The organism is Mesorhizobium sp. BAC0120 (assembly GCF_033542235.1).
GTDB lineage: Bacteria > Pseudomonadota > Alphaproteobacteria > Rhizobiales > Rhizobiaceae > JAWRCU01.
In genome coordinates, this window is record NZ_JAWRCU010000001.1 from 690348 (window position 1) to 708455 (window position 18108).

Here is an 18108-nt window from a genome sequence, read left to right on the forward strand (position 1 = left end):
CCGGAACTTACGAGGTTCCGATGAGCTTGCCAGCCTTGGAGAGCCATGAACCGGTGTTCTCGCGCGGTTGCAGGCCGCCAGTCTGCAAAAGCGCGTAGGAATCCTTGTACCATTGGCTGTCAGGATAGTTGTTGCCCAGCACTGCCGCTGCAGTCTGCGCCTCGTCCGTCAGGCCCATCGCGTAGTAGGCCTCTGTCAGGCGCGACAGCGCCTCTTCAACCTGCCGCGTGTTCGAGTAGTTTTCGACGACGATGCGGAAGCGCTTGATGGCGGCAATATATTCGCGGCGCTCGAGATAGTAGCGGCCGATCTGCATCTCCTTGCCGGCGAGCTGATCGCGCGCGAAACGCATTTTGGTCTTGGCGTCCTCGACATATTCCGAATCGGGCCAGCGCTGCACCAGCTCGTCCATCGCCTCTATGGTGCGCCGTGCTTCTTTCTGATCCTGCGTCACGTCGCGGATCTGCCGGTAATAGCTCAGCCCGATGATATATTGCGCATACGCGGCGTCGGGATTGCTGGGGTAGAGATTGACGTAACGCTTGGCGGCGTTGATCGCGTCGGTATAGTTGCCTTGTCGATACTGGGCGAAGGCGGCCATGACCATCGATTTGCGCGCCTGTTCCGAATACGGATGCTGGCGATCGACGGCTTCGAACTTCTTGCCCGCCTCCCTGAGATTGCCCTGCTCCAGATTGGCGAGCCCCTGGTTGTAGAGCTGGTCAGCCGGCTCGGTCTGCTCGACATAGGTGGCGAGATCGATGTCTTTGTCTGACGAGCAGGCTGAAAGCAGCGGCAGTCCCGCGGCGCAGAATATGGCGAAAGCCGACCTGACAAGCGGTCTGACCGACATCGTTGTGTGCACTCTACTCATGCGGAAAGCCGCCCTTTCGGAGCGTTGTTCTTCATTGCAAGGCCGTCATATCTCATAACGGCCCGTATACAGCAACGGCATGGCCAGCCAATGGCGCCAATTTGTGGCGTCAATACCGTCGCCCACAGGAATCAATCGATTTCGGCTGCGCTGTGTATTGCGCGCAACAGTATCCGGCAAAACTTACCGAGCTTTCGAATAAGATCATGCTGAAAAAGAGCCGGAGCAGGATGGATGGGTCCGTTCGGACTCAACCTGCTCTGGCCTGGAGCCTCAAAGCACCCAAGGGGCGTAGGCCGGTGCGTTGACGGCGATCAACTCGGCCGAACGGCCGCGCTCGCGGCGCGTCGCTTCGACGATCTCGAACGCACTGCTGTCAGAAAGCAGGTGGCGAAGTGCTGCTGCGTTGAGCTTGTGACCGCCGCGATAGGAGCGGAAGCAGCCGATGAAGCGCGCGCCGGCCAGCGCAAGGTCACCCATGGCATCAAGCGTCTTGTGCCGTGCGAATTCGTCCGGATAGCGCAGGCCTTCCATGTTGATGATGGCGCCGTCGTCGCCGACGACGACGGAATTTTCCAGCGATGAGCCGAGCGCATAGCCTGCCGCCCAAAGCCGCTCGACGTCGCGCATGAACCCGAAGGTGCGGGCCCGCGCGATGTCGCGCCGGAAAACCTTGGGATCGATGTCCGACTTGAATGCCTGCCTGCCGATTGCCGGATTCTCGAAATCGATCTCAACCTCGAAGCGCGTTCCGTCATAGGGCTGGAATTCCGCCCAGGACGCACCGCTGTCGATCCTTACCGGCTTGACGACGCGAATATAGCGGCGATGCGCCGAGAGCTGCTCGATGCCTGCCTGCTCGAAGGCCTCTACGAAAGCCGCGGCGCTGCCGTCCAGGATCGGCGCTTCCGTACCGTCGACCTCGATCGCGACATTGTCGATGCCGAGTCCGAGCAGCGCAGCCATAAGGTGCTCGACCGTCGCGACGTGACTTGAGGAGAGCTTACCGAGAACGGTGCAGAGGTCGGTCGCCCCGACCTCGGAGACCAGCGCGCGGATCTCCGTCCCGTCATTGCAGTGGAAGACTACGCCCGTATCGGCATCCGCAGGATTGAAATGCATGGTGACCGGTCGTCCGCTGTGGACGCCGACACCAGACAATGTCACCCTGGACCGGAGAGTAGTCTGACGATCGTGCAACTCAACCCCCTATGCTCGCCCATTTCGTCCGCTCGCGGATTGCGGCTCTCGTGGAACCACGCCGGAAACACATCCCCTTGCCTCCAGCACCCGCCCGCCGGATTGTGACGGAACATAGACACGCAACCGGGTGACTCCAAATCAAGCTTCATTACCCGATGTAACGGCCAAAGGGCGCGCGAAAGTCGTAGTAACTCCCCGTAATTCCTTGTCTTTCATGCGTGATGGGCGGACGCTTTCCCGGCGTCCGCCCACGACATTTCAGCGCACCGGCAAGGCAGTCAGTTTGCTTGCCGCCGCAAGAATGCCGGAATCTCCAAATGGTCCTCCTCCTGGACGATACGCGGCTGCGGCACCGGGCGGCCATGCTCGTCGAGCTGGCTGCGGCGCGGTGCATAGAGCTGCGCATCCTGGGGAGCCAGGCGACGCGCTTCCGGGGCCGGCTGGCGCAGCTTCGGCTCGCGCGGCTGCGCCGCCTGCAGCCTGGCCGGCTCTTCCTCGCGCCGCGACAGGCCATTGGTGAGTCGCTTCAGCAAGCCCATCGGGCCGCGCTCCTCGTGATCGGCAGGACGGCCGCTATGAGCTTCGACCTCGGCCTGGACGATCGGCGGGAAGTCTTCCACGCGTGGCATGCGCGGCTGCGGCGCCGGCTGCGGCTCGCGAAGCTGCGGGGCGGCATGCGCAACCGGCGCGGGTTGATGCTGGACCGGAGCATGGTGGTGCTGAACCTGCGCGGGATGATGCTGAACAGGGGCCGGAGGAGCCTGGAACAGCCTGCTCTGCGGGCGGAAATCATCAGCGGGCGCTGCGGCCGGCCTCATGGCTGCGAAATCGGCTGCGTTCGATTCGGCCATACGAATCGCCTCGGCGACCGGATCGCCGACATCTGCGCGCATCGCCTGCTCCGCAACCGGCTGCGTGGCAAGCGCTGGACGTGCCTCTGCCGGACGAGCCTGCGGCTTCGGAGGCTGGCGGATCGCAGCGATGGGCGCGGCCGCAGCGATCTCGGCAGCCGACTTGTCGATGCCAGTCGCCACCACGGAAACGCGGATGACGCCTTCGAGATCCTCGTCGAAGGTCGCGCCGAGGATGATGTTGGCATCCTGGTCCACCTCTTCGCGAATTCGAGTCGCCGCCTCGTCGACCTCGAACAGCGTCAGGTCACGGCCACCGGTGATGGAAATCAGCAGGCCCTTGGCTCCCTTCATCGAGGTCTCGTCGAGCAGCGGGTTGGAGATCGCCGCCTCCGCTGCCGCCATGGCGCGGCCCTCGCCAGATGCCTCGCCGGTGCCCATCATGGCCTTGCCCATCTCGCGCATCACCGAGCGAACGTCGGCGAAGTCGAGGTTGATCAGGCCTTCCTTGACCATCAGGTCGGTGATGCAGGCGACACCCGAGTAAAGCACCTGATCGGCCATCGCGAAGGCATCCGCGAAAGTGGTCTTGTCGTTCGCCAGCCGGAACAGGTTCTGGTTGGGAATGACAATCAGAGTATCGACGCACTTCTGCAGCTCTTCGATGCCGAAATCCGCGGTCTTCATGCGGCGCTGGCCCTCGAAGTGGAAAGGCTTGGTGACGACGCCGACGGTGAGGATGCCCTTCTCGCGCGCGGCACGAGCAACGACCGGGGCAGCGCCCGTACCGGTGCCACCGCCCATGCCGGCAGTGACGAAACACATATGGGTGTTGGACAGGTGGTCGATGATCTCATCGATGCATTCCTCCGCGGCAGCGCGGCCCACCTCCGGCTGGGAGCCCGCACCCAGGCCCTCGGTGACATGCGCGCCGAGCTGGATGAGCCGCTCGGCCTTCGACATCGTCAGCGCCTGCGCGTCGGTGTTGGCGACCACGAACTCGACCCCCTTCAGGCCGGCGGTGATCATGTTGTTGACGGCATTGCCGCCGCCCCCGCCGACGCCGAAGACGGTGATGCGGGGCTTGAGCTCGGTGATATCCGGCTTTTGGAGATTGATCGTCATTGTCCTGTCCTTTGCCTTTCCTGCCGCTCGCCGCCGCGGCTACCGTGGGCTGCGCCCCGATTTTCCTAAAAACTGTCCCTGAACCACTGACTCATTCGATGGAACGTGCCGCCGGTACCGGTCATGCGCGGCACGAAACTTCCCTTTGCCTGCTTGCTCTCGAAACTCGCCACCTGCGGATAGATCAGGAGGCCGACGGGGGCCGAGAAAGCCGGCCCCTTGGCCGCTTCCGGAAGGCCGGCCACGCCGAGCGGGCGACCGATCCTGACATTGCGCCCGAGTATGCGCCGCGCTGCCTCCGGCAGTCCGGCGAGCTGGCTGGAGCCGCCGGTGAGCACGACGCGTTTTCCGACGGCATTGCCGTAGCCCGACTTGTTGAGACGGTCGCGGATCAGTTCCAGCGTCTCGTCGATGCGCGCGCGGATGATGCGCGTCATGGCAGAGCGCGGCACCTGGATCGGCATTTCGCTGTCGTCGGCACCGATCGGCTGCACGCTCACGACATCGCGGTCGTCTCCGCTGCCGGGCAACGCCGAACCGTGCATGACTTTCAGCCGCTCGGCATTGTCGAGTCGCGTCGAGAGACCGCGCGCCAGGTCCATCGTGACATGGCTTCCGCCGACGGGAATGGAGTCGGCGTAAGCGAACTTGCCGTCCGCGAAGACCGAGATCGTCGTCGTGCCGCCGCCCATGTCGATGCAGGCAGCCCCCATCTCCAGCTCGTCGTCCACGAGCGCGGCGAGGCCGCTCGCATAAGGCGTTGCGACCATCCGCTCGACCGACAGATGCGCGCGATTCACGCACAGCTCGAGATTGCGCAGCGGCGCGACATCGCCGGTGAGCACATGCATGTCCACGCCGAGCTGCGCACCGACCATGCCGCGCGGATCGCGAATGCCACGCTCGCCGTCGAGCGAGAATGAGGTCGGCAACGAGTGGACGACCTCGCGCTCGGATTTCAGCGCCTGCTTGGCGCCGGCCATGAGCACGCGCTTTATGTCGCCGGCTTCGACCTCATGACCGCCGAGGTTGATGGAGGCGACAAAGGTCTCGCTCTTCAAACGGCCGGCGGCCACGTTGACGATCAGCGAATCGACGGTCAGGCCGGCCATGCGCTCGGCCGCGTCGACAGCGAGGCGGACCGACTGCTCGGCCTTGTCGAGATCGATGACCACGCCCGATTTCACGCCGCGCGACTTCTGATGGCCGATGCCGATGACCTGCACCTGATGGGTGCGGCCGCGCAGGAGCTGGCTCTCCTCCTGCGGCTTCAGCCGGGCGATCATGCAGCACACTTTCGTCGATCCGACATCAAGCACGGTCACCACGCCGGAGCGCCGTGCATCGCCGTTCTTTGGGGCGCCGAGCCAGCTCATATCTTTTTCTCCGGCCTCGACGCGGCCTTGAGCCGCTCTTTGAACGCAGCTTCGCGACGAGTAGCAGCTTCGGGAGTAAGCTGGACCACAAGGCGGTCTGTAAGACGCATGTCCACGGACGCGATATCGCGCGACAGCAGCCCGAACTCGCGATCCGTCGCCGCGAGCTCGTCGAGCGCCTGATCCTCGTCCAGCTCGGGAAGCTTGACGGTTACGCCGTTCTCGAACCTGAGATCCCAACGCCGTTCGGCGACCCGGATATAGCCCTTGATGCGCAAGGCAAGCTCGGGATGGCGACGCATCTTCTCGATGAAAGCAGGTGCAGCTTCCGGAGCGCCACGACCGATGATCAGCGGCAACTTCGCCTGTTGCCCGCCGGAATAAGGCACGATCACGCGGCCCGAGCGCTCGACAACGGAAAGCTCGCTGCCAAACTGCCAGATCGCGTAGGCCTTGCGCTCCTCGATCTGGACTTCCAACGTATCGGGGTAGACTTTGCGGACTGCCGCGGTCTCGACCCATGGAAGTTCGGCAATCCGCTCCCGCGCGGACTCGGCATCGAAGCCGATCGTAGAGGTCCAGCCGTCGAGTCCCAGACGCTCGAGAATGTCGATCTCTGAAGTCTCATGGTGGCCGGAGACCTTCACCGCATCGATGGCGAAGCCAAGCCGCGAAGTCACTGCCTGCGCCATCGTCGGAATATGGCCACCCAGATATGCGCCATAGAGACTGAATGCGCCGAGAAAGCCCGCCGTGAGCATGGAGGCAGAATAGCGCGGCGCCTCCAGCTCGCCGGCAGCCAGACGGCCGAGCAGCCGTGCCGGCCGGCGCAGGACGCGCGGCAAAACGATGCCATCGGACGGCTTGCCGCGAGCGGCGGCCGACACGCCGCGCTCACCCGACAGCCATGACATCAACGCAGACACGAAGCCTCCTCCACCATCCAACTGACGAGATCGCCGAACGAATGCCCCGCCTGTGCAGCGATCTCCGGCACCAGCGAAGTCGGCGTCATGCCCGGCTGCGTGTTCACCTCCAGCCAGACGAGCTCGCCATTTTCGGAATGGCGGTCGTCGTAACGGAAGTCCGACCGGGAGACGCCCCGGCAGCCGATTGCTTGATGCGCCTTAAGCGCCAGTGTCTGTATTTTTTGGTAAATATTCGGTGAAACTTTTGCGGGGCATTCGTGTTTTGAGCCGCCGGGCACATATTTCGAGTCGTAATCGTAGAAGGAATGGCCGACCGGGATGATCTCGGTAACGCCGAGCGCGACATCGCCCATCACAGCGCAAGTGAGTTCGCGACCGTATATGTAGCGCTCCACCATGACGATCTCGCCATACGGCCAATCGGGCGAGCCGATGATCTGCGGGGGATGCGACTGATCCTCCTTGACGATGACGACACCGAAGCTCGACCCTTCGTTGACCGGCTTGACGACGTAGGGCGGCTTCATCGGGTGTTTGCCTACGATCGCGAAACGGTTGACGATTTTGGATTCAGCAACAGGGATGCCGACCGCCTTGGCGACCCGCTTGGCCTGCTCCTTGTTCATGGCCAGCGCGGAAGCAAGCACCCCGGAATGGGTGTAGGGAATTTCCAGATACTCGAGAATGCCCTGGATCGTGCCATCCTCTCCGTATGGCCCGTGCAGCGCGTTGAAGGCGACGTCCGGCTTCAGCTTCTGCAGCACCGATCCGACATCGCGCGCGACGTCGACGCGCGTAACCTTGTAGCCAGCCTCCTCGAGCGCATCGGCGCAGGCACTTCCGGAAGACAGCGACACGGGCCGCTCGGAGGAAAAACCTCCCATTAGTACGGCCACATGCTTCTTCTTCATTCCCCGTCATCCCCTTTCGACCAGGGTTCCAGCCTGCTCCCAAATGCAAGAGTCAGCTATCGCCGGAAGCTCGAGCCCCCAGGAGCTTTCGCGGCGAACGCGTCAAACGACTCAAATCAGGGAACGCCTCGGAGCCAAAGAATCAGAGCTTTGATTCGCTGGCAAGACCGGATTTCGCTGCAGATTCAAATCGGAGTCCGATATCCCTCCGATATGGCATTTTGGACTCACTTCGAGGGCGAGGTCGGCATCGATGTTCCAGCCTGAAGCGGCTCCGATTAGGTCTCCCGGACAGGAAGTCGCCGAACCTGAAAGCCCGTTTTGCTCTGCTCGAAACCGGCCCGTTCGTAGAATCTCAAGGTTCCGCGATCCTTCGAGCCCGTCAGCAGCATGACCTTGTAGCACCCCGACTGCCAGGCAACGGAAACCGCCTCCTGTAGAATCGCTTGGCCGTACCCACGCTTGCGACTTTTTGCATCGGTAATGACGTTCTCGATCAGCGCGTAGGGCGCTCCTCCTCTCGTCAGGTTCGGCACCACCACGAGCGAACAACTCGTCACAAGAGCTTCATCCTTGAAGCCAAGGAGAACCGCGCTTCCGTCATAACGCAGGAAGCGGTCCAGAATTACGGTTGCATCCTGCATCGACAATGCTGGACCATCTGGATGGAGCTGGTCGTACAGCAGCAAGAGCGCCGGCAGATCAGCCCGCGTTGCAGTTCGGATGTGCAGGTCGTTTGTCACTGCCTGTGGGACCGATTACAGCAATTGCCCCAGGAACTCCTGCACCTCATGGCCCGGCTTGAAATTGCCGATGCGCTTGATCTCCCATTGCAGGCGGATGCCCGAACTCTCCAGCACGCGCGCGCGCACCGTCTCTCCAAGATGCTCCAGGTCGTAGCCGGTCGCATTGCCGGTGTTGATCATGAAGTTGCAATGCATGGGCGACATCTGCGCGCCGCCGATCATCAGGCCACGGCAGCCGGCCTTGTCGATCTCCTTCCAGGCCGACGTGCCGTCGGGATTTTTGAACGTCGAGCCGCCCGTCTTCTCGCGGATCGGCTGCACCGTTTCGCGATGGTGCTGGACCGCCGCCATCGCCGCCTTGATCGCCTCGCGATCCTCCGGAAAGCCCTCGAACACCGCGGATGTGAAAATCAGGTCCTTAGGTGCGGACGAGTGACGATAGGCATAGCCCATGTCCGCATTCGAGAGGATATGGACCTCGCCCTTGCGGTCGAGCGCCCGCACCTCGATCACGCGCTCTCGCGTCTCAACCCCATTTGCGCCGGCATTCATGCGCAAGGCCCCTCCCACGCCGCCCGGAATGCCGTGAAAGAAGTGGAAGCCGCCGATGCCGGCCTCAAGCGCAGCAGCCGCCAACCGCTTGTCCGGCGTCGCCGCACCGGCCCTGATCCGGGTCGTCGAGACCACCTCAGCCTCGCCGAAGCCCCTTGCCGAAAGCCTCACCACGAACCCGGGGATGCCGCCTTCGCGCACGAGCAGGTTCGAGCCGATGCCGACGAGGGTGATCGGAACATCTTCCGGCACGGCTCTGAGGAAGGCCGCAAGGTCGTCCTCGTCGGCCGGCTGATAGAGCGCGTCGGCAACGCCGCCGGCGCGAAACCAGGTGATCTTGTCCATCTCTGCGCCGGGCGTCAGCCGGCCGCGCAAGCCTTCCAGACGGTCGCCGAGCTGGGCCAGAAGGGCAGAACCTCGGTTCATGCCTGCGTCCTGCCCGGTTCGGTCTCCGCCAGTTCCTTGGGCAGCGCATAGGCCCATTGGGTGATATTGCCGGCACCGAGAAAGACAACGAAATCGCCAGGCCTGGCGAGCTCGCGCACGATGGGCGCGATCGCCTGAGGCCCCTCAATGTAGCGGGCATTGCGATGACCGCCGGCACGAATTTGCGACACGAGCGCCTCCGAATTGGTGCCCTCGATCGGATCCTCGCCGGCCGCATAGACCGGAGCGACCAGCACCGTATCTGCGTCATGAAAGCAGGCCGCGAAATCGTCGAACAGGTCGTGCAGGCGCGTGTAGCGGTGTGGCTGCGCAACCGCAATGATCCTGCCATTGCAGGAATCGCGGGCCGCCTTCAGCACCGCCTTGATCTCCACCGGATGGTGCCCGTAGTCGTCGAAGAACTGCACACCGTTCCATGTGCCCGTCGGCGTGAAGCGACGCTTGACACCACCGAAGGACGACAGCCCTTTGCGGATTTCGTCGGGCGTCAGGCCGAGCTCGTGAGCAACGGCGATCGCCGCCGTCGCGTTGGAAACATTGTGCTGGCCGGGCATGGGCAGGCGCAGATTGTCAATGGTCGTGGGGGCACCCGTTTTGCGGTCGCGAATAACGACGTCGAAGAGAGAAGCCGCGCCGTCCATGCCGCGGCGGATGAAGCGCACGTCCGCCTGCGCATTCTCTCCGTAGGTGATCACGCGGCGATCCTCGATGTGCGAAACAAGTGCATGCACTTCGGGATGGTCGGTGCACATCACGCCGAAGCCATAGAACGGCACGTTTTCTACGAATTGCCGGAAAGCTTCCCGGACCTTGTCGAAAGTGCCGTAGTGGTCGAGATGCTCCGGATCGATATTGGTGACCACGGCGATGTCGGCCGGAAGCTTGAGGAAGGTGCCGTCGCTCTCGTCGGCCTCCACCACCATCCACTCCCCGGCTCCCATGCGGGCATTCGTGCCGTAAGCATTGATGATGCCGCCATTGACGACTGTGGGATCGAGGCCGCCGGCTTCGAGCAGGGTGGCGACCAGCGATGTCGTCGTTGTCTTGCCATGCGTGCCCCCGATCGCGATCGCCTGACGGAAACGCATCAGCTCGGCAAGCATTTCGGCGCGCCTGACGATGGGCAGCAGCCTTTCGCGCGCGGCCTTCAGCTCCGGATTGCCCTTCTTGATCGCCGTCGAGACCACGACCACCTCGGCATCGCCGACATTTTCGGCGCGATGGCCGACGAAGCACTCGATGCCTTTTTCGCGCAGCCGCTGCACATTGGCGCCATCCGCCTGGTCGGAGCCCTGCACGCGGTAACCGAGATTGTGCAGCACCTCGGCGATGCCGCTCATGCCAATGCCGCCGATGCCTATGAAATGCACCAGGCCGATGGTCCGCGGCATCTTCATAGCCCGGCTGTCTCCCTGAATTCTAAAACAGTCTTTCCTGACGCAATAGCCTCCGTCAGGTCGGCGAGCAACCGCGCTGCGTCCGGGCGGCCCACGGTTCTTGCGGATTTTGCCATTGCGGCAAGCCTGGCGGGCTCGTTGATCAGGCCGCCAATCAGCGCAGCTAGCCTCTCAGGCGACAATGTCGGCTGAGGATGCAGTTCCGCACCGCCTGCAGCCGCAAGCGCAGCGGCGTTCGCAGCCTGGTCGTGATCGAGCGCGTAGGGATAGGGAACGAGCAGAGCGGGGCGACCGATCACGGCGATTTCGGAGACGGTTGATGCGCCCGAGCGAGAAATGACGAGCTGCGCCGCGGCCATGCGCTCGGCAATGTCGGTGAAGAACGGCAGGACTTCCGCCTCGACGCCGCAGGCCGCGAAGGCTGCCTTGGCGCGCACGACATCCCCCGCGCGGGCTTGCTGCGTGACCTTCAGTCGGCGGCGCTGCTCCTCTGGAAGCAGCGCGATCGCTGCGGGAACCGCATCCGAAAAGAACTGCGCGCCCTGGCTGCCGCCGAAGACGACCAGCCTGAAGTCTGCGTCGTTCTCCGAGGGCTGATAGGCAGTTTTCGCGGCATCCAGCACGGCAGGCCGTACCGGATTGCCGGTGACGACGGTCTTCTCCCCCGTCTTGCTGTTGTCGGGACTGAGGAATCCTCCGGCGATGGCATCGACTCGAGCCGCAAGCGCCCTGTTGGCGCGGCCCATCACCGCGTTCTGCTCGTGGATCAGGGTCGGGACCTTCCGCCGCGTCGCCGCATAAAGCGGCGGCAGGGTCGGGTAACCGCCGAAGCCGACCACAGCCGCCGGCGCGATCCTGCCGATCACTTCGGACGACTGCCTGACCCCTCGCCAGATCGTAAGCAGCGAGTTGGCGAGCGAGAAGGGATTGCGCGAGCCGAGCGTCGCCGAGTGGATGCGATGCACCTCGGCGGCCGGGAAGTGAATGGCGAAGCGCTCCACGCGGTCGTCGGTCGCGAGATGGATTTTCCAGCCGCGGCGGATCAGCTCATGGGCGAGAGCCTCGGCCGGGAAAAGGTGGCCGCCGGTGCCGCCGGCGGCAAGCAGGATCGTGCGCCTCGCCATTATTCGGCAGGCACTACCCTTGGCGGCACTCGGGTCATCCCGATCTGAGTGCGCTTCTCGGGTCGTTTGCGGGTCAGCGCCAGCACCATGCCCATCGAGATCGCGATCGCGATCTGCGAAGACCCGCCATAAGAGATGAAGGGCAGCGTCATGCCTTTGGCGGGCATGAGCTGCAGGTTGACCGCCATGTTGATGATCGACTGGAAGCCGAACACGATGACGAGGCCGGCGACCGCATACCGCGTGAAATCATCCTTCTCCTTCAACGCTATGGTGAGGCCGCGCAGCACGATGAAGGCGAAGATCAGCATGATAGCGAAGCAAAGCATGATGCCGAATTCCTCGCCCGCGACGGCGAAGACGAAGTCGGCATGGCTGTCGGGGATCACCCGCTTTACCGTCCCCTCGCCTGGGCCCACACCCCACCAGCCGCCATGGATCAGCGCTTCCCGGCCCATGTCGACCTGGAACGTGTCGCCCTCGCCGGTCAGGAAGCGATCGACGCGGCCGGCGACGTGCGGGAAGATGGTGTAGGCCGCGAACGCGCCTCCTATGGCCGCGCCGCCAAGCGAGATGATCCAGAACCAGGACATGCCGGCCATGAAGAACATTGCGCCCCAGGTGCCGGAGATCAGCATGGTCTGGCCAAGATCGGGCTGAGCGACAAGAAGCGAAAGCACCAGGCCGAAGAGGATGATGGCAAAGAGATTGCCGGGGATGTCGGGTTGGCGGGCGTGCTCGGCGAACAGCCAGGCGCAGATGATGACGAAGGCCGGCTTCAGGAACTCCGAGGGCTGTATCGACAGGCCGGCCAGCGACACCCAGCGCCGCGCGCCCTTCACCTCGACCCCGACATAGAGCACGGCCACCATCAAAAGCAGCATGAGCACGAGCATCACAAGCGACATGCGCCTGATCTCGCGCGCGTCGAGGAAGGAGACGATCAGCATCACGACAAGCGCCGGAAGCGTGAACACGATCTGACGCGTGGCGAAATGGAAGCTGTCGAGACCGATGCGCTCGGCGACCGCCGGGCTCGCGGCGAAGGAGAGCACGATACCGAGGCCCATCAGCGACAGGAACGCCGCAAGGAACCAGCGATCCACCGTCCACCACCAGTTTGCAACCGGGCTCTTGTCGACGCGACTCAGCATCAGCGCACCCCTCCGATCGGTTGGACTCCCTCGATGGCCGCAACCGCGGCCCGAAACGCTTCGCCACGAATCTCGAAGTTCTTATACTGGTCGAAGCTTGCGCAAGCCGGGGATAGCAGAACGGCCACCTCCCCTGTTTCGTCGCGCGCCGCGTCTGCGGCGGCGTGCTCGACCGCCGCATCCAGCGTTCCGGAAATCTCGTAAGGCACCGCCTCGCCGAGCGTCGCGGAGAAAGCCGGCGCCGCCTCGCCTATGAGATAGGCCTTGGCGATGCGCGGAAAATAGCCGCGCAGGGATTCGATTCCGCCTTCCTTGGGAAGGCCGCCGGCGATCCAATAGATGCGCGGAAAGGTCGAGAGCGCCGGCGCAGCCGCGTCGGCATTGGTCGCCTTGGAGTCGTTGACAAACAGAACGTTGCTCTTACTGCCGACGAGCTCCATGCGGTGCGCCAGGCCCGGGAAGCTTTCGAGCCCCGATTGTATCTCACCGAGATCGAGCCCGACCTTCAGGCAGGCAGCCACGGCCGCGAGCGCGTTCTGCGCGTTGTGCTGGCCGCGCAACGAGCCGATCCCTTCGAGGAAGCCAATCCGCTCATAGCGGCCATGTACCGCCTCCATGAGATCGGTGCCGTCGGCAAAATAGCCGTCCGGCAAGGGCAGCCGCTTGGAAATGCGGATGACTTCCTTGCCGGCACGCTCTAGGCGGTCGGCAATCTGTGCGCAGTAGATGTCGTCGACGCCGATGATGGCAGCGTCGCTGCCCGCGACCAGCCGCTCCTTGATCGCGGCGTAGTGCTGCATGGTGCCATGCCGGTCGAGATGATCGGGCGTCAGGTTGAGCAGAATGCCTGCCGTCGGATTTATCGAAGGCGCGAGGTCGATCTGGTAGGAAGAGCACTCTACGACGTAGAAGCGATCCGATGTCGGCGGGTCGAGCGTCATCACGGCGCGGCCGATATTGCCGCCCATCTGAGCATCGCGTCCCGACGATTTGATGATGTGCGCTGCAAGCGCCGTGGTGGTCGACTTGCCGTTCGTGCCGGTGATCGCGATGAACGGCGCCGTCGGAGCGGATTTCGTCCGCTCGCGCGCGAAAAGTTCGACGTCGCCGATGATCTCCACGCCAGCGCCCCGGGCAAGCTCCACCGCCCAGTGCGGCTTTGGATGCGTCAGCGGCACCCCGGGCGAAAGCACGCAGGACGCAAAGCCGCTCCAGTCCGCCTGCCTGAGGTCACTGACCGGAATCCCCTCCTGCTCGGCACGGGCGACGCTCTCGGGATTGTCGTCCCACGCCACTACGCTCGCACCGCCTTCAACGAGCGCGTGGGCGGTCGCGAGCCCCGATCCCCCGAGGCCGAAAAGGGCGACAGCTTTGCCTGAGAATGAGCTCGCTGGGATCATTTCGCTCTCAGCGCAGCTTGAGCGTCGACAAACCGATGAGCGCCAGGATGACGGCGATGATCCAGAAGCGGATCACGACCTGGCTTTCGGTCCAGCCGAGCTTCTCGAAGTGGTGGTGGATGGGGGCCATGAGGAACACCCTGCGGCCGGTCATCTTGAAGTAGCCGACCTGTATGATGACGGACAGCGCCTCCATCACGAACAGGCCGCCGACGATGGCCATGACGATCTCGTGCTTGGTGGCGACGGCCACCGTGCCGGTGAGTCCACCAAGCGCCAATGATCCGGTATCGCCCATGAAGATGGCGGCGGGCGGCGCATTGAACCAGAGGAAGCCGAGGCCGGCGCCGATCACCGCACCGAGCACGACGGCCAGCTCGCCGGTGCCCGGGACGAAATGGATCTGCAGATATTCCGCGAACACCGCGTTCCCGGAAAGATAGGCGATCACGCCGAAGGACGCAGCGGCGATCATGATCGGCACGATCGCTAGTCCGTCGAGGCCATCGGTCAGGTTTACCGCATTTCCCGCTCCGACAATGACAAAGCCGGCCACCGGGATGAAGAACCAGCCGAGATTGATGAGCAGGTCCTTGATGAAGGGAAAGGTCAGGGAGGAGGAGAACGGAGCCTGCCCCGCGCGCATGATGATCCAGGCGGCGAACCCGGCGATCACGAACTCGATGGCGAGCCGCACCCGGCCGGAAAGGCCGAGATGCGACTGCTTGGTCACCTTCAGGTAATCGTCGTAGAAGCCGATCGCTCCGAAGCCGACCGTGACCAGCAGGACGACCCAGACGTAGACGCTCTTCAAATTCGTCCAGAGCAGCGACGACACGATGATGCCGCAGAGGATCATCAGGCCGCCCATTGTGGGCGTGCCGGCCTTCTTGAAATGGGTCTGCGGCCCGTCGGCGCGGATCGGCTGGCCCTTGCCCTGCCGGATGCGAAGCGAGTTGATGATCGTCGGGCCGAACAGGAAAATCAGCATGCAGGACGTGATCAGCGCTCCGCCGGTACGGAAGGTAATGTATCGAAAGACATTGAATATCGATGCCTCATTGGCGAATTCAGCAAGCAACGTCAGCATTGGGCGGATTCCCCCTAAGCGCGTTCAGGCGCGCTTCGCATTGGCGGCTTGCGCCGGAAATTTGCTCGTCAGCGCGTCGACCAGCTTCGAGAAGCCGACGCCCTTCGATGATTTGATCATGACCGTGTCGCCTGCTCGCACCGAATTCATGAGCACGGGCTTAAGTTCCTCGACGTCAGCCCTGTACTCGACCGGAGTTCCGCCGGAAAGCCTTTCGGCGAGCGCCTTCATTTCCGGCCCGGCTAGCAGAACGAGATCGACATGCCTGTCCCTGATCAATTCCGCAAGCCCTGCATGCAGCTTCGCGGAGTGATCACCGAGCTCCAGCATATCGCCCAGCACCGCTATGCGACGGCCTGCATCTGAGACAGGCGCCGCGTCAAGCAGGTCGAGCGCGGCCTTCATCGATGCCGGGTTGGCATTATAGCTCTCGTCGATCAAGCACAAGGTTCCGCCCGGCACCGCCAATTCGTGACGCCGTCCGCGGCCGGCCTCTGGTACCAGCGTGGCGAGCGCAGCGGCCACCTTGATCACGTCCGCGCCGGCGATATCGGCCGCCCCGAGCACCGCCAGCGCGTTCTGGACGGAATGCCGCCCCGGCGTTCCGATGCGCGCTTCGATGTCGCGGCCGCCGATACGCACGACGATCGACGAGCCTTCCGCATCGGCCTCGCATTGGACGAGCTTGAAGTTTGCCCGCGCATGCTCGCCGAAGCCAAGCACACGCTCGACCCCGGCGTCGCGCGCCAGTTTCCGAAGCAGGCTCCACCGCCTGTCATCGCGATTGAGAAGGGCAGCGCCGCCTTTCTCCACGCCTTCGAAGATCTCTGACTTGGAGGTCGCGATCTCATCGAGATTGCGGAAATGGCCTAGATGGGCGGCGGCAATCAGCGTCACCACTGCAACGTGCGGTCTCACCATCTTTGAGAGCGGCCTGATCTCGCCGGCGTGGTTCATGCCGATTTCGAAGACCGCGAAGTCGGCATCTTGTGGAAGCCGGGCAAGGGTCAGCGGCACGCCCCAATGATTGTTGAACGACTTCTCGGAGGCGTGCACCTTGCCCACGGTCGAAAGCGTGTGGCGCAGCGCCTCCTTTGTGCTCGTCTTGCCGGCCGAGCCCGTCACGGCAATGATCTTCGCCCTTGAGCGGGCGCGCGCCGCAATGCCGGCAAGTTCCAGTGCCTTCAGCACGTCCGGCACGACGATCTTTGGAACGTTGAGGCGGCCGAGCGCCGGCAGCTTGTGCTCGGCAACCACCAGCACGCCCGCCCCTGCCGCTACCGCGGCCGTTGCGAAATCATGGCCGTCAAGCGTATCGCCCCGGATCGCGAAAAAGGCGTCGCCGAGCTTCAGCGTCCGCGTATCGATCGAGACACCGCCGATGCTTTCGGGCATTTGCCCGAGCGGCCGTCCCGCCGTGGCTTCGACCAGCGCAGCACCGCTCCACAAATGCATCATGCGGCGCGCTCCCGAAGCGCTGCGAGCACCTCTTCATGGTCGGAAAACGGCAGCGTCACCGTTCCGATCGTCTGGCCATGCTCATGCCCTTTGCCGGCAACGACCAGCGTGTCCCCGCTCTTCAGCATCGCGACGGCTTCCTGGATCGCCTTGCGCCGATCGCCGATTTCGCGGGCGCCGCTGGCTGCGGCCAGAATCTCAGCACGTATTTTCTCCGGCACTTCAGAGCGTGGATTATCGTCGGTGACGATCACCACATCGGCAAGCCTCGTGGCGATCTCGCCCATGATCGGCCTTTTGCCTTTATCGCGGTCGCCGCCGCAGCCGAAAACGACGACCACCCGTCCCGTGGTGAAGGGCCGTACCGCTTCCAGCACGTTTTGCAATGCGTCCGGCTTGTGCGCGTAATCGACATAGACAGGCGCGCCATCGGCAGTTGTCCCGACCAGTTCGAGGCGGCCGGACGCGCCTTTGAGATGCTCGAGCGCTGAAAGCGCCTTGGCGGTCGGCGTGCCGGTCGAGATGGCGAGGCCCGCGGCGACAAGCGCGTTATGGATCTGGAAATCGCCGGCAAGCGGCAGGTCGATCTCGTAGAGCGTGCCGCCGGCGTCGATTTCGGCGCGCTGCCGATGCCGCTCGTGCTCGACACGCTTGATCCCCAGGAATGTGCCCTTGCGTCCGACCGTAATGACATCCAGGCCCGCCGCCCTGGCTGCGGCAATCGTGGGCTCCGACCATGGATCGTCGGCAAAGATGATGGCAGGTGCCCCCTTCGGCAACAGCGTATCGAACAGGCGGAGCTTCGCCCGGTGGTAATGCTCGACCGTCGGGTGATAGTCCATGTGATCGCGGCCGAGATTGGTGAAGCCGCCCGCCGCAAGCTTCACGCCGTCGAGGCGACGTTGATCCAGCCCGTGGCTCGAGGCCTCCATCGACGCATGCGTTACGCCAGCGTCGGCAAGTTCGCTCAGCAGCTTGTGCAGCGCCACCGGGTCCGGCGTGGTCAGCGCGCCATATTCGTTGCGGCCCGGAGCGATGAGACCCGTCGTGCCGATGCTCGCCGCCGTCTTGCCCTCGCTCTCCCAGATCTGCCGCGTGAACGAGGCGACAGAGGTTTTCCCGGCAGTGCCGGTGACCGCGACCGTGATCTTTGGCTGTGCGCCATAGAAACGCGCCGCAGCCAGAGCCAGCGCGCGCCTCGGATCGTCTGTTTCGATCACCGGGACCGAGGCAGCGGAAAGGTTGGAACCCCGCGAGGCTACGATCGCGCTCGCGCCTCGTTCTACGGCATCCGCAGCGTAGGCGGCGCCGTCGGCCTTGGCGCCGGCAATCGCGAAGAACAGGGATCCCTGCTCGACGGTACGCGAATCCGACGAAAGCCCGGCGACGGCGATATTGCCGATCTGTCCTCCCCCGACAGGCAGAATACCGGCAAAGTCCTCGAGTTTCATCGAAATCCAGTCACGTCAAA

The 18108-nt window shown here is 63.7% G+C and carries 15 protein-coding genes; all 15 read right to left on the reverse strand.

The window, feature by feature from the left end; translation table 11 throughout:
- Positions 1-7: 7 nt before the first annotated feature.
- Positions 8-853 (reverse strand): outer membrane protein assembly factor BamD, encoded by an 846-nt coding sequence (locus SAZ10_RS03285; protein WP_318607718.1) that lies wholly within the window; start codon positions 851-853, stop codon positions 8-10.
- 294 nt (positions 854-1147) lie between these two features.
- Positions 1148-2074 carry a UDP-3-O-acyl-N-acetylglucosamine deacetylase gene (lpxC, locus tag SAZ10_RS03290; RefSeq protein ID WP_318607719.1) on the reverse strand — a complete coding sequence of 309 codons (927 nt, stop codon included), beginning with the start codon at positions 2072-2074 and terminating at the stop codon, positions 1148-1150.
- Positions 2075-2355: 281 nt separating this feature from the next.
- Positions 2356-4053 (reverse strand): cell division protein FtsZ, encoded by a 1698-nt coding sequence (ftsZ, locus tag SAZ10_RS03295; protein WP_318607720.1) that lies wholly within the window; start codon positions 4051-4053, stop codon positions 2356-2358.
- 65 nt (positions 4054-4118) lie between these two features.
- A complete protein-coding gene (ftsA, locus tag SAZ10_RS03300; RefSeq protein ID WP_318607721.1) occupies positions 4119-5429 on the reverse strand; it encodes a cell division protein FtsA in 1311 nt (436 codons plus the stop codon).
- On the reverse strand, positions 5426-6343 hold the full coding sequence (locus SAZ10_RS03305) for a cell division protein FtsQ/DivIB (RefSeq protein ID WP_412535155.1): 918 nt from the start codon (positions 6341-6343) through the stop codon (positions 5426-5428). Before SAZ10_RS03305 ends, ftsA begins: the two co-directional genes overlap by 4 nt.
- Positions 6343-7269: a D-alanine--D-alanine ligase gene (locus SAZ10_RS03310; protein WP_318607723.1), complete on the reverse strand. Its 927-nt coding sequence runs from the start codon at positions 7267-7269 to the stop codon at positions 6343-6345. Before SAZ10_RS03310 ends, SAZ10_RS03305 begins: the two co-directional genes overlap by 1 nt.
- 278 nt (positions 7270-7547) lie before the next feature.
- Positions 7548-8012 (reverse strand): GNAT family N-acetyltransferase, encoded by a 465-nt coding sequence (locus SAZ10_RS03315; RefSeq protein ID WP_318607724.1) that lies wholly within the window; start codon positions 8010-8012, stop codon positions 7548-7550.
- A gap of 15 nt (positions 8013-8027) precedes the next feature.
- Positions 8028-8993, reverse strand: a complete 966-nt coding sequence (murB, locus tag SAZ10_RS03320; RefSeq protein ID WP_318607725.1) for a UDP-N-acetylmuramate dehydrogenase — start codon at positions 8991-8993, stop codon at positions 8028-8030.
- Entirely contained in the window at positions 8990-10411 is a 1422-nt protein-coding gene (gene murC, locus SAZ10_RS03325) for a UDP-N-acetylmuramate--L-alanine ligase (RefSeq protein WP_318607726.1), read from the reverse strand. Before murC ends, murB begins: the two co-directional genes overlap by 4 nt.
- Entirely contained in the window at positions 10408-11535 is a 1128-nt protein-coding gene (gene murG, locus SAZ10_RS03330) for an undecaprenyldiphospho-muramoylpentapeptide beta-N-acetylglucosaminyltransferase (RefSeq protein ID WP_318607727.1), read from the reverse strand. The genes murC and murG overlap by 4 nt, the downstream gene beginning before the upstream one ends.
- On the reverse strand, positions 11535-12689 hold the full coding sequence (gene ftsW / locus SAZ10_RS03335; protein WP_318607728.1) for a putative lipid II flippase FtsW: 1155 nt from the start codon (positions 12687-12689) through the stop codon (positions 11535-11537). The genes murG and ftsW overlap by 1 nt, the downstream gene beginning before the upstream one ends.
- On the reverse strand, positions 12689-14089 hold the full coding sequence (gene murD / locus SAZ10_RS03340; protein WP_318607729.1) for a UDP-N-acetylmuramoyl-L-alanine--D-glutamate ligase: 1401 nt from the start codon (positions 14087-14089) through the stop codon (positions 12689-12691). The genes ftsW and murD overlap by 1 nt, the downstream gene beginning before the upstream one ends.
- Positions 14090-14096: 7 nt before the next feature.
- On the reverse strand, positions 14097-15179 hold the full coding sequence (mraY, locus tag SAZ10_RS03345) for a phospho-N-acetylmuramoyl-pentapeptide-transferase (protein ID WP_318607730.1): 1083 nt from the start codon (positions 15177-15179) through the stop codon (positions 14097-14099).
- A 24-nt stretch (positions 15180-15203) separates the two neighbouring features.
- Positions 15204-16637, reverse strand: coding sequence for a UDP-N-acetylmuramoylalanyl-D-glutamyl-2,6-diaminopimelate--D-alanyl-D-alanine ligase (locus tag SAZ10_RS03350; protein ID WP_318607731.1), 1434 nt, complete (start codon positions 16635-16637; stop codon positions 15204-15206).
- Positions 16634-18088, reverse strand: coding sequence for a UDP-N-acetylmuramoyl-L-alanyl-D-glutamate--2,6-diaminopimelate ligase (locus tag SAZ10_RS03355; RefSeq protein WP_318607732.1), 1455 nt, complete (start codon positions 18086-18088; stop codon positions 16634-16636). The genes SAZ10_RS03350 and SAZ10_RS03355 overlap by 4 nt, the downstream gene beginning before the upstream one ends.
- Positions 18089-18108: the final 20 nt, after the last annotated feature.

Bases quoted from the DNA above. Each gene is read 5' to 3' on its own strand.
- mraY (WP_318607730.1), bottom strand. From the start codon at position 15,179: ATGCTGACGTTGCTTGCTGAATTCGCCAATGAGGCATCGATATTCAAT.
- SAZ10_RS03310 (WP_318607723.1), bottom strand. From the start codon at position 7,269: ATGAAGAAGAAGCATGTGGCCGTACTAATGGGAGGTTTTTCCTCCGAG.
- murC (WP_318607726.1), bottom strand. From the start codon at position 10,411: ATGAAGATGCCGCGGACCATCGGCCTGGTGCATTTCATAGGCATCGGC.
- murB (WP_318607725.1), bottom strand. From the start codon at position 8,993: ATGAACCGAGGTTCTGCCCTTCTGGCCCAGCTCGGCGACCGTCTGGAA.
- murD (WP_318607729.1), bottom strand. From the start codon at position 14,089: ATGATCCCAGCGAGCTCATTCTCAGGCAAAGCTGTCGCCCTTTTCGGC.
- ftsW (WP_318607728.1), bottom strand. From the start codon at position 12,689: ATGCTGAGTCGCGTCGACAAGAGCCCGGTTGCAAACTGGTGGTGGACG.
- SAZ10_RS03350 (WP_318607731.1), bottom strand. From the start codon at position 16,637: ATGATGCATTTGTGGAGCGGTGCTGCGCTGGTCGAAGCCACGGCGGGA.
- ftsZ (WP_318607720.1), bottom strand. From the start codon at position 4,053: ATGACGATCAATCTCCAAAAGCCGGATATCACCGAGCTCAAGCCCCGC.
- SAZ10_RS03305 (WP_412535155.1), bottom strand. From the start codon at position 6,343: ATGTCATGGCTGTCGGGTGAGCGCGGCGTGTCGGCCGCCGCTCGCGGC.
- SAZ10_RS03355 (WP_318607732.1), bottom strand. From the start codon at position 18,088: ATGAAACTCGAGGACTTTGCCGGTATTCTGCCTGTCGGGGGAGGACAG.
- murG (WP_318607727.1), bottom strand. From the start codon at position 11,535: ATGGCGAGGCGCACGATCCTGCTTGCCGCCGGCGGCACCGGCGGCCAC.
- SAZ10_RS03285 (WP_318607718.1), bottom strand. From the start codon at position 853: ATGTCGGTCAGACCGCTTGTCAGGTCGGCTTTCGCCATATTCTGCGCC.
- ftsA (WP_318607721.1), bottom strand. From the start codon at position 5,429: ATGAGCTGGCTCGGCGCCCCAAAGAACGGCGATGCACGGCGCTCCGGC.